General features: G+C 44.4%; 9 protein-coding genes. 1 reads left to right on the forward strand and 8 read right to left on the reverse strand.

Going from position 1 to position 12,536, the window contains the following annotated elements; genetic code table 11:
* Positions 1–14: 14 nt before the first annotated feature.
* From AC0J5Y_RS03070 to leuS, 5 genes are all read right to left on the reverse strand, one after another.
* Positions 15–2,012, reverse strand: coding sequence for a MacB family efflux pump subunit (locus AC0J5Y_RS03070; RefSeq protein ID WP_475131460.1), 1,998 nt, complete (start codon positions 2,010–2,012; stop codon positions 15–17).
* Between the two features lie 94 nt (positions 2,013–2,106).
* Positions 2,107–3,483: a permuted SH3 domain-containing protein gene (locus AC0J5Y_RS03075; protein WP_475131461.1), complete on the reverse strand. Its 1,377-nt coding sequence runs from the start codon at positions 3,481–3,483 to the stop codon at positions 2,107–2,109.
* Between the two features lie 235 nt (positions 3,484–3,718).
* Positions 3,719–4,795 carry a DNA polymerase III subunit delta gene (gene holA, locus AC0J5Y_RS03080; RefSeq protein WP_475131462.1) on the reverse strand — a complete coding sequence of 359 codons (1,077 nt, stop codon included), beginning with the start codon at positions 4,793–4,795 and terminating at the stop codon, positions 3,719–3,721.
* Positions 4,796–4,877: 82 nt separating this feature from the next.
* On the reverse strand, positions 4,878–5,537 hold the full coding sequence (locus AC0J5Y_RS03085; protein ID WP_475131463.1) for an LPS-assembly lipoprotein LptE: 660 nt from the start codon (positions 5,535–5,537) through the stop codon (positions 4,878–4,880).
* Between the two features lie 113 nt (positions 5,538–5,650).
* Positions 5,651–8,350 carry a leucine--tRNA ligase gene (gene leuS, locus AC0J5Y_RS03090; protein WP_475131464.1) on the reverse strand — a complete coding sequence of 900 codons (2,700 nt, stop codon included), beginning with the start codon at positions 8,348–8,350 and terminating at the stop codon, positions 5,651–5,653.
* A 225-nt stretch (positions 8,351–8,575) separates the two neighbouring features.
* On the opposite strand from leuS, the gene AC0J5Y_RS03095 reads away from it, so the two are divergent.
* Complete coding sequence (locus tag AC0J5Y_RS03095; protein ID WP_475131465.1) at positions 8,576–8,947, forward strand: Spx/MgsR family RNA polymerase-binding regulatory protein; 372 nt, start codon at positions 8,576–8,578, stop codon at positions 8,945–8,947.
* A 78-nt stretch (positions 8,948–9,025) separates the two neighbouring features.
* Here the strand turns inward: AC0J5Y_RS03095 and argB are convergent, their stop codons facing one another.
* The 3 genes from argB to dut form a co-directional block, all read right to left on the reverse strand.
* On the reverse strand, positions 9,026–9,937 hold the full coding sequence (gene argB, locus AC0J5Y_RS03100) for an acetylglutamate kinase (RefSeq protein ID WP_475131466.1): 912 nt from the start codon (positions 9,935–9,937) through the stop codon (positions 9,026–9,028).
* 100 nt (positions 9,938–10,037) lie between these two features.
* Positions 10,038–11,888, reverse strand: a complete 1,851-nt coding sequence (locus AC0J5Y_RS03105) for a phosphohexomutase domain-containing protein (RefSeq protein WP_475131467.1) — start codon at positions 11,886–11,888, stop codon at positions 10,038–10,040.
* 100 nt (positions 11,889–11,988) lie between these two features.
* The gene (gene dut, locus AC0J5Y_RS03110) at positions 11,989–12,453 is read right to left on the reverse strand and encodes a dUTP diphosphatase (protein WP_475131468.1); all 465 of its coding nucleotides are present in this window, start codon (positions 12,451–12,453) and stop codon (positions 11,989–11,991) included.
* Positions 12,454–12,536 lie beyond the last annotated feature (83 nt).

The following is a 12,536-nucleotide window of genomic DNA, read 5'->3' on the forward strand; positions in this document are numbered from 1 at the left end:
TGCTTAAAATCCTACTAATCCCTAGAGAGTGCTTCTACTGGATCCAACTTAGCAGCATTGCGTGCTGGTAAAAAGCCAAAAACCACGCCGATAAGCGTTGAGCATACAAAGGCGGCAATAATGGACGTCGAAGAGTAAATGACTTTAAAACTATCACCACCAATACGGTTAATCAGCTCACCAATAGCAAATGCCAGTCCAATACCTAATAAACCACCTAATATACAGACCAAAATGGCCTCAATCAAAAACTGCTGCATGATATCGCTCTGACGAGCACCGACAGCCATACGTACGCCAATCTCATTGGTACGCTCGGTCACAGATACCAACATGATATTCATGACGCCAATACCGCCGACAATCAGCGAGATAATGGCGATAGAGGATATCAGCAAGGTCATGGCAGCTGTAGTAGATTCAATGGTTTGACGGATAGAGTCGGAGTTACGTATGCGAAAATCATCAGTACCGTGGCGACTTTTCATGAGATCTGAGATGGCAGACTCAGCGGCAGAAGAGGAAATGTTATTATCAATCAGCGCAATAAAACTCTCGATATAGGCACTACCTATGAGCCGTGACATCATGGTGGTATAGGGCATATATAGAGTCGGGGAGTCGACACCTCGACTAAAGCCGCCTTCATTTGGCTCCAGTACCCCAATCACGCGTCCAGGAACACTACCTATCAACAGTACCTCGCCGATAGGGTTTGCTGTAGTAGGAAAGAAGGTTTTATGTGCATTGCTGTCGATAATGATATCTTGGGTGCGGCGTAAGATGCTTTGTTCATTAAAGCCCTGACCCATTGCCAGTGTTTCACCACTGACATCGAGATAATCTTTACCAATCCCGCTGATACTGGCAGCTTCTTGGACATTACGATAGCGGACACTCATATTGCTATTCAGCTGTGGACTGACACTGAGCACATAAGGCTGATCCGCAACCGCTTGGGCATCCTGTGGGGTCAAATTGTCATCATTATACTGACGTCTAGGATCGCCGTAAGGGTAGCCGTCAGTGACGGTAATGGTATTGGTACCTAGTGAGCTAATATTGGACAAAATCTGCTCTTGTGAGCCTTTACCGAGTCCAACGACCGATACCACAGAGGCAATACCAATGATGATACCTAGCATTGTCAGTAGAGTACGCATTTTGTGCGCACGCATGGCAAGTAAAGACATTTTAAACGATTCAAGTAAGCGGTCGATAAAGCTGCCAAACGCGCTTTTACGATGCTTATCTATCAGCGACGCAGATTGTGCTGCTGGGCGCTGATAGTCTTCATTCTTATAATCAGCAATGATATAACCGTCTTTGATTTCAATCACGCGTTCAGCTTGAGCAGCAAGACTGGGGTCATGCGTTACCATAATAATCGTATGACCTTGCGCATTTAAGTCTTTTAAAATTTGTACGACATCTTTGCCTGACTTGCTATCTAGCGCACCTGTCGGCTCATCCGCTAAGATAATATCGCCGCCGTTCATCAATGCCCTTGCGATGGACACACGCTGCTGCTGACCACCCGATAACTGGCTTGGGCGATTGTTGACTTTGTCCGCCAGCCCCAAGTCTGATAAGAGCTTTTCGGCACGCTCATTGCGCGCTTGCCCGTCCATCCCTGCATAGACGGCAGGCACAGAGACATTGTCACGGGCACTGATGTCACCCAATAGATGGTAACGCTGAAAAATAAAACCAAAGTGCTCACGGCGCAGTTTTGCTAGCTCATCAGGGGCTAAACGATTCACAGATTGACCAAATACTTGATAATCGCCGGCAGTCGCTTGATCCAAGCAGCCCAAAATATTCATCAAGGTTGATTTGCCTGAGCCTGATTGTCCAATAATAGCCACCATCTCGCCTTGATGGATGGTTAGATTGATATCGTGCAATACACGAATGGTCTGCTCACCCGCTTTAAACTCTCTAATCAAGCCTTTGACTTGCATCAAAGGCTTATCAGTAACGGCGTTAGTATAAAAGTCTTGGCTGCTCATTTACTATCCTGCTTATCTCAATCAATATCAAAGCTGATTTGTCGCTCGTTTGAATGTCTTTTAAGTCTTGTTATTTTTGAGTCTAGAGTTCGGGCTAAAATGGTCGACCGCCTCTGCCACCACCGCCTTTACTGCCACTATCTGGTTTCTCTTCGCTTAAAATAACCTCGTCACCTTTTTCAAGACCGCTCAATATCTCCGCATTGACGCGGTTATTAATACCAACTTTGACAGCTTGTTCAACCACTGTACCATCAGCTTTAAGAACGCGAACGTTTGCCATAGTCGCCGTAGAATCACTGTCAGCATTCGCTACAGTATTCTTAATACTAACATTCTTAGGGGTTTTAGATTTTCCAGTTTTACCGGCAGGTTGCAATGCGGCAGAAGGGATAAGTAGCGCGTTTTTGGCTTGGTTAATGACAATATAAACTTGTGCGGTCATATCAATACGGAAGCGGCGCTCGGTATTGGGCACTTCAATATAACCGACATAATAAATGGCAGCATCGGTCGAGCTGGTATCACTGATTTTTTCAGGTGCCGGTTCAATCGCTTTGAGGGTCGAATCATATTTTTGGTCGGGATTACCGATGATATTAAAATAAACAGGCAAGCCCGCTTTGACATTGATGACGTCAGCTTCAGAAATTTGAGCATTGATGCGCACGGTAGATAAATCAGCTAAGGTAACAATGGTCGGTGCACTTTGATTGGCATTGACCGTCGTCCCTTGCTCAGTCGTTACCGATACTACAGTACCTGACATTGGGGCACGAATGGTGGTGTAGCTTAAATCTTCTTGCGCAGTGCTGACATTGGTTTGAGATTTACGTAACGCCGCCTGCTGACTATTGATATTCGCTGCAGTAGTAGCAATAGCGGCTTTAGCAGTATCGATAGAGGCACGCGCATTGGCGACGGCTGCCTGCGCAGTTTGTACCTTTGTCCCTTGAGTATCATAATCCTGCTGTGATATCGCGTCGATAGCGAGTAAGCCTTGCAAGCGTGAAAAATCTGCTTGCGCTTGTCTTAACTCAGCTTGGCGGCTGGCAAGATCGGCATACGCACTTTTTAAACCTGCTTGACGACTTAACGACTCAGCTCGTGCACTTTGTAGCGCCGCCTCACTTTGCTCAAGGCTTGCTTGCTCATTGCTCAGGCTGTTCTTCTGCGTTACTTGGTCAATCTGCGCAATCAAATCGCCTTTTTGCACTTCATCACCGACTTCAACGAACAGTCGCGTCACTTCACCAGATACTTGCGCACCAACATCGACGGTATTTAAAGCCTTAACTTTACCCGAGGCCATAACGTTGTTTTCGATATCGCCAATCTCAGCAGTCGCTGTTAGATAGTTGGGTGTTACTTCTTTTGGTTTTAAGGTTTTGTAGGCTAAAACCCCTAGAGCGATGATGACGAGGGCAATAATGCCCCATTTAATAGCAGAGTTTTTGCTAATTTTGCGCATGACGACAATCCAATAACAAGAAAATCAAATGTAACTATAATAGAGGCTTGACGAACAAAAGGGAATGGGAGTTAGTTTGCGAAAGGTTAAGAAGAGATGTTGAGGCAGGTTTTGCAGAGGAGATTTGGATTTAAGCAGGAAGTTTATCGTTGAAAAAGCAGGTTAAGAAGTAATATCGTTCTTAGAGGTACTATCGGTCACTGACTGATAAATAACTAAGAATTCATCACTCTGATTATTTAGTAGGGAACAAACGTTTTCCTGATAACTCTAACGCAGCTTGTAGTAATAGCTCCCATGCTGGCTGGATAATAAGACCTTTGATTGCCTGATCGCAGCGATAAAGCAGAGCAGGCCATGCTGCTGTTTGCGCTTTTGACTGACGACGACAGGCTTGCTGATATAAACCTTGTTTACTGCGCCAAATACCTAGGGCTTGCGGATCTTGTCCATCCATCAGTTGCATGATTTGTCGCATGTCTTTACTGATTGCCCATAACACCAAGGTTGTTGGCTCATCCGTAGCTTTGAGCTGAAATATGATTTTAGCGACTTGGGCACTATTGCCAGCAAGCATCGCATCGGACAAATCAAACACGCTAAACTGCGCATCGCTGACCAATGCCGCTTGTAAATCATGAATATCTAGTGCTACTTGCGATAGATGGGCGCTAGATTTTCCATTTTCTTGGATGGCGGCATCATGATTTGCCATTAGCTGCCGGGCAAATAAATAAGACAAACGCCATAAGGTTTGATAGGCACTGAGCAAATGATGTTCAGTATGTGACATGAGCAGCTGCCACGCTTCTTGCGATAGCTTTAAGCCAAACTGCTGTGCTTGTATTTGCAACAACTGTTGACGCTGCTGCTCATTATACAAGTTACAGTCGATGACATGACCATATTGCGCAAATGGCGCAAACCACTTACTGCTTTGGGCGCGTTTGTCTTGTTTAGGCGTGAGCCATAATAAGCTGTGACTGTGGCTACCTGCTTGAGCGTCCTGTGCAAAGCGCTCAAGCTCTGTGATGACCGCCTTATCAGGTTTATGGTTGCCTGTGACAATCAAAGCACTGGCATCATCAAATAAAGACTGGCTACCAAGCTCTGACAATACTTCTTGCCAACTCTTAACTGATATCAGCTCTATACGCTTGATGGCGTAATGCTGCGCACGCCAATGCGGACGTAGCTCATCGATGAGCCATTGACTGAGTAACGGCTCATCGCCATGCGCCAGCCACAAGCCAGCTACAGCAACTGAGGGTTGCTGTAGCTTTGGATAAGCTTGTATAAAAGTATCTTGCATAAAGGCTGATGCACACAAAGTTATGAATAAAAGAACAACGTTAAAAACTCACTAGGCTAAGCTTGAGCTATATTTAAGCCATTTAAGGGTTGGGTACAAGAATCGCCGTAGCGCCTGTACCTTTACCGATTTGCACAGAAGTCGTGGCGCTGGCAGGTGTCACCTTTGGCAATGCAATCGCGACATATTGATCGGTGATACGTCTTGCTAAACTGTCATAGAGCCATTCACGAATTTGATCGCCTTGCTGATCGTCAGTGCTCACTGACGCTTCGTTATACTGATAGCTACGTTCAACTTGAATCGGATTACTGAGCGTTACGGGCTTACCATTATCTATGCTTTGATAGCTAACATCGGCTGATACCACCAAACGAATTTCTGTTAATACGCCGACCAATTCATAACGCTTAAAACGTACGTTATTGACGGTAATCGCAGCGATGGGTTCAGCGCCTACGTTTTGATTGTTACTAGCGACATCAGTCAATGTCATGTTAGTAATGACATCAACGCCCAATGCCTCAAGGCGCTTTGTGAGAGGCAGCTTCAGTGGGAATGCGGTGCGATTGTCTTCGATAATTACTGCGGTCTTCGCCACATCAAACAGCATGGGCGCATCATAACCGCGTAGTTGAAAGCCGCAGCCACTCAGACTGGCAGTCGCCCCAACGATGGCAAGCATTGGCAAAGATGCAAGTAATGCGGTCGCTAGTTTCTGTCTATTCGACTTATTAAGCATGTGCTTTTTCCCTTACATGTTGTTTAATATGACGGCATAGCACGGTGCTTATCCGTCATAATCGCTATTCTTATTAAGATAAGAAAACCTAAAATATCTGCGTTAAATTATCTCTAGCCAGCAACCACGATATTAACCAGTTTATTAGGTACGACGATCTCTTTTTTGATATCACCGGTCAGGAACTTTGCTACGCTCTCAATCGCGCGTGCCTGTACTTTTAGCTGCTCAGGGTCGCTATTTGGTGCCACATCCATTTTACCGCGCATTTTTCCATTGACTTGAATCACCATGGTAATCATATCTTGTACCAGTGCGCGCTCGTCGACTGCAGGGTAGTTTAAGGTGAGGGTATCAAGTCCTAATTGCTCAAGTAAGTGCTCGCCAATGTGCGGCGCATACACCGACAGCATAATCAATAAATCAGTCAAGGCTTCGTGCTGGACATGCAGCTCTTGCTCGCTATTAGCTTTAAAGTTGCTCAGCTCATTAGCAAGCTCCATTAGGCTAGAGACAGGGGTATTCAGTGCTAGGCGTTTACCCAAGTCACTATCAATCTTGCCAATGGTTTCATGCGTTTTACGGCGCAAGGCTTTAGCTTCTTTGCTTAAGCCATCCGTATTTAAGGTATCACTATTGAGCGATTCAAGACTTAAGTTGGCATCGGTTAATGCTTGAATATGCTCAGAAGCAATACGCCAGACTTTTTTAACAAAGTTATAAGGACCTTTGAGCGCGTCATCTGACCATTCAAGCGTTTGATCGGCAGGGGCTGTAAACAAAGTATATAGACGAACCGTATCCGCGCCATATTTATCAATGGTTATCTGTGGATCGACACCATTATTTTTTGACTTAGACATTTTTTCAATTTTGCCAATCGTTACCGGCTGTCCATCTGCTTTTAGGATGGCTTTAATCGGTTGACCACGCTCGTTAAAGTCAATATCGATGTCTTTGGTGAAGTAATAGGTGGTACTGCCATCAGCATTGACGCGGTAGAAAGTACCCGCAAGTACCATACCTTGAGTCATCAAATTGGCAAATGGCTCATCACCTGATACCAAGTTTTCATCACGCATGAGCTTATGGAAGAAGCGCGCATATAGTAGATGCATAACGGCGTGCTCAACACCGCCGATATATTGGTCAACTGGCAACCATTTATTGGCGGCAGACTTATTGACCATATTGGTCGTATCATTTGGGCTAGCAAAGCGGGCATAGTACCAGCTTGATTCGACAAAGGTGTCAAAGGTATCAGTTTCGCGCTCAGCAGGATTGCCACATTTAGGACAAGTCGTATTGACAAATTCTGGGATGTTTTTTAGAGGATTACCACGACCATCAGGGACGACGTCAGTTGGTAAGACAACCGGCAAATCTTGTTCTTCAACTGGCACGGTGCCGCAATGCTCACAGTTAACCATTGGGATAGGGCAGCCCCAATAACGTTGGCGCGAGACACCCCAATCACGTAGACGGTATTGGATTTTTTTCTTAGCAAGAGATTGCGGCTCAAGCTTAGCAAGCATGGCTGCAAACGCTTGCTCAAAGTCCATGCCATCAAATTCGCCTGAATTGACCAAGGTATTACGCTCGGTATAAGCACGATTGTCGTCGTCAGCTTCTACATCATCGAAATACCCTGCAGGGATGTCGATAACCTGCTTAATAGGCAGACTATACTTAATGGCAAATTCATAATCACGCTCATCATGAGCTGGCACTGCCATCACTGCACCTGAGCCATAGCTCATAAGTACATAATTGGCGACCCAGACAGGCACTTCTTCACCAGTCAATGGATGGGTCACAGTAAGACCAGTATCCATACCAATTTTTTCGGCTTTAGCAAGGTCTGCCTCAGCGACCGAGCCTTTTTTACAAAGGGCACAAAACTCAGCAATTGCTTTATTATGCTCAGAAGCATATTGGGCTAAAGGATGCTCTGCTGCTACTGCGACATAAGTCACACCCATCAAGGTATCAGGACGAGTGGTAAAGACGTCTAAGCTATTGCTTTGACCAGCCAGCTCATAAGGGAAATGCACTTCCATACCTGAGCTACGACCAATCCAATTTCGCTGCATGGTAATAACTTCAGATGGCCAATGACCCTCTAGCTGGTCCAAATCATCAAGCAGCTCATCAGCATAATCAGTGATATTAAAATAATACATCGGAATGTCGCGCTTTTCGACCATTGCGCCACTACGCCAGCCTTTACCATCGATGACTTGCTCGTTAGCTAGGACGGTATTGTCAATTGGATCCCAGTTGACGGTCGCAAGCTTTTTATAGACCAAACCTTTTTTATATAACTGCAAAAATAACCACTGTTCCCACTGATAATATTCAGGGCTACAAGTGGCAAATTCACGTGACCAGTCAATAGACAAGCCAAGCAGTTTTAGCTGGGCACGCATGCTGTCAATATTTTCAAATGTCCATTTGGCAGGCGGCGTCTGATTGGCAATCGCGGCGTTTTCTGCTGGCAAGCCAAAACCATCCCAGCCCATTGGCTGCATGACCTCATAACCTTTGAGGCGATAATAACGGCTCAGTACATCAGAGATGGTATAGTTGCGCACATGCCCCATGTGCAGCTTGCCGCTTGGGTACGGGAACATAGACAGCATATAACGACTTGGCTTATCACTTGGCTCATTACTCACTTCAAAACGCTTGTCCGTTGCCCATTTGGCTTGCTGCTGCGCTTCGATAAGTTGCGGCTGGTATTGGGCATTGTCGATAGAAGTGTTATTAGTATGGTTAGTATTAGTAGTTTCTGCTGTCACGGCGTTGGTCATAGTTGGCTCGGAATCGGTTATTACAGATAAATGGGGTGAAATTTTATAATGCCATAGCATAGCGTAATTTGGCGAAAATTGCGACGATATGATGTCGCCTTTCATTGATTCCCTGGTGGCTTTTCGGCTTATATTCGCCGCTTGCTGATATCCACATTTGCCATGTACCAGCTTTAGGCATTATTTGAGTATAATAAACAGTAACGTTCATTGACGAGGATTTTTATGACCATTACCATTTACGGTATCAAATCTTGTAGTACCATGAAAAAAGCTTTTACCAAGCTTGATGATTTAGGCGTTAGCTATAACTTTCATGATTATAAAAAACAAGGTATCGACAAAGATAGCGTTCAGCGTTGGGTGGATAGCCTAGGTATTGATAAAGTATTAAACAAGCGCGGCACAACATGGCGTAAACTAGAAGATGCTCAAAAGCAAGCGGCGGATAGTGATGTGGATAAAGCCATTGACTTGCTTATTGAAAATACCAGTATGATTAAGCGTCCGATCATGGAAGGTAAGCTGACAGATAAAAATAAGCCATTATTGTTATGCGGTTTTGATGAAGCTGAATTTGATACAAACTTTTCTTAAAGAAAGCGGTTTTGTGAATTAAAACAGCTCGAGCTTGCCACTTAAGCTCGGGCTGTTTTTAACCAATTATTATGGCGTCTAGTTTGGTAGTGAGTCCAAGTCGCCACTGATTAATGTACCAACACCTTCGTTGGTGAAAATCTCCAATAGCGTCGCATGCGGCACGCGACCATCGACGATAACGGCGCTTTTTACGCCGCTACGGACCGCATCGAGCGCACACTGAATCTTAGGAATCATGCCGCCTGAGATAGTGCCATCTTCGATTAAGCTGTCGACTTTCTTTGGCGTCAAACCAGTGACAACTTCGCCATCACGACCCAATACGCCTTTGATGTTGGTTAGTAGCATGAGTTTCTCTGCCTGCAAGAATTCTGCGACTTTACCAGCGACCAAATCGGCATTAATATTATAAGTATTGCCTTCTGCATCGACGCCAAGTGGGGCGATAACAGGAATAAAGTCAGAGGCAATCAGCATATTAATCACGTCTTTATTGACGCTAACCACGTCACCAACAAAACCTAAATCGACGGGTACAGCAACACCGTCATCACCGATTTTTTCCATCATCAGTTTTTTAGCCAAGATTAAGTTGGCGTCTTTACCCGTCAAACCGATGGCGCAGCCGCCATGTTTATTGATCAAGCTCACAATTGATTTATTAACATTGCCGCCAAGTACCATCTCGACGATATCCATGGTGTCCTTGTCAGTAACGCGCATCCCATCGATACGGTCTGAGTGCCGCCCAAGCTCTTTTAATAAATTATCCACTTGTGGGCCGCCACCATGTACGACCACAGGATGCATACCAACGGTTTTGAGTAAGACGATATCTCGGGCAAATGAGCTTTCAAGCGCAGGATCAGTCATGGCATTGCCGCCGTATTTGACCACAATGATTTTATCGACGAAGCGTTGAATATAGGGCAGGGCGGTGGTCAAGACTTCAGCAGTAATTTTGGCTTCATCTAAATTCAAGGTCATTATAAACTCCTAAAATACGGTGTTAAGCGATTGGTTGTTGTTATAAAAAGTCATAAATAACAAAGCTGCATTTGTGATAAAAAATAGTTTTGATAACTGATTACTGAGGGGAAATAGCCACAATCTGCGCAGCTAGATTTTCATCAAAAGGCAAACATAGCGCGGCAAATTTTGCTTGTATATCTTGTAGATGTGCCATGCTGTCTCCTGCAAAGCGCGCGGTTAAATTGTGACTGGTATTAGATTGACGCAGTACGCCAAAACCATGGGCAAAATCTAGACGCACGCCATCAATACAGCTGAGTATTGTACCTATTGGCAATAAGTCTTTGGCTTGCTCTATGCTAATAGGGAGGCTTTTGATAGAGCAACTACAAAGCGTCCGCTGACAAGTACTGAGTACTTGATATCCAGCCTGAATAGGCAGTGGAGCGGTTACTTTTATGCGTTGTTGTAAGTACACGCATAGTCGCGTTAGCTGCTCAATGATTGAGCAATCAGTTGACGTATTTACTGGCAGCGGTAAATAATGGTCGGCAGTACTGACAATGTTTGGTAATTGATAGATGATATTAGCAAGAGTTGTTGTAGGATTTAGACTATTTGAGTTATCAGCTGCCAGCCAATGTAGGAGTCTTAAAGCTGCATATATGGCATCATCATAGATGATAAAGCGACTGTCGTTAAAGATAAAATGCCCCGATAACTCTCCAGCAAATACGATTTGTCCAGCAGAGTCCTGCATCTGTTGGCGCATTAGACTACTGCCAGTTTTGCTGATGATAGGTTCTGCGCCAAGTTTAGTCAGTAGCTTTGGCAAATGATGCGAACATTTAATATCAAAGAGAATTTGCGGCGGAGATTGCAACTGGGTACAAGCGACTGGACGCTCACTCAATAGCACCTTTGCTAATAAGTAGAGCAAATGATCGGGTGTAACCACCTTACCTATATTATCGACGATCATTAGTCGGTCGCCATCACCGTCAAAGGCGATACCTATATCTGCCTGATGATTAACGACGCTTTGCTGCAACTGTGTGAGCCGATGTGGCTCAGTAGGATCAGGATTGCCAGTAGGGAAATTCCCATTAGGCGTATCATTAAGCGTGATAACATGGTGGCAAAAATGCTCAAACAATTGTGGCGCGATATGACTGGTCGCACCATGCATACAATCGATAACAACCACCAAATCTAGCTTGGTCAAAAGCGATTGGGTGCTGGTATGACCAAAAGTATGAGCATTCGGTTGGTTATTGTGCGGATAAAGCTCTTTGAATACTTGCACAATAGCATCGATATAATGCGCTGCTACTTTCTCAGGCGATAAACACATTTGATGATTGCTAGTCTGATTATCCACTACCTGTCGTGGAGTGCTTAACGCTTGATAGCCTTTTTGATTGTCTGCTTTAACAATCACTTTTTGAAAATCAGTAGTTTCAAAACCGTCCTCTTGCAGGCAGCCTTTATGGAAGTTGCTTTTTTCAAGCATGCTGTTGTTTAAAGAACGTTCAATTAATTGTTGATGAATAACTCGCTGGTAAAGCGTCTGAATGTCTTCGCTGCTAGGAGATTGATGATTAAGCAACCATTTAATACCTAAAACATCTCTCGCAGAATGACTAGCAGTCACGATAATACCGTGTCCCTGATATTGCTCAGCCCAAAATACCATCATAGGCGTGGTAATCAGCCCCAACTGGATAACTGCTAAGCCACACTCGCTCAATATATTAGCAAGTCTGTGAGCAATGACATCGCTATCATGACGTACATCATAGCCAATCACGACGATGTTTTTTTTATTATCACTGTTTTGTTGAACCTGATAAAGGTGTGCAAAGGCATATCCTAATGCGTGAACAAAGTCATCATTAAAATACTGGCGTGAACCACGAATGTCATAGGCACGAAATAAGGACTGCTGCGCAGCAAAAAACGGCATCTTTTACGTCCTTATTATCGTAATAAATGTGGTCATGGTGGATAAAAAATAAAGTGCCTAAGCGCATTAGGCATGGAGCTAATAATGACGTTAGAGCTGCCTACTGACGACCTGAATGCCCAAAACCACCAGCTCCACGTGCACTGGTATCACTAAATTCTGTCACCACTTCAAATTCAGGACGGGCAACGGGGACAATCACATATTGTGCCATGCGTTCTGCAGGATTTAATACAAAGTCTTCCTGACTACGATTCCAAATACTGACCATCAGCTCACCTTGATAATCCGCATCGATAAGTCCAACCAGGTTACCCAAAACAATGCCATGCTTATGTCCAAGACCTGAACGCGGTAAAATCATGCCTGCAAAGTTAGGATCTTGTATATAAACTGCCAAACCAGTACCAATCAAATGGGTGGCACCGGCTTTAATCGTTAAAGGCTCATCAATACAAGCACGTAAATCTATACCTGCACTGCCGTCAGTGGCACGAGTAGGCAAAGAAAATGCGGCATCTTCGGTGATTTTAGGGCTTAAGACTTTAACTTGTACAGCTTGCATAACACACTCGCTTAACGATTTAAGGGTTTTATAAATACAATGAATCTAACTTTTAAACTCTAGCTTTTAAACTTTTGGTTTTA

The sequence above is a fragment of the Psychrobacter sp. TS_SC_6 genome (assembly GCF_056156305.1).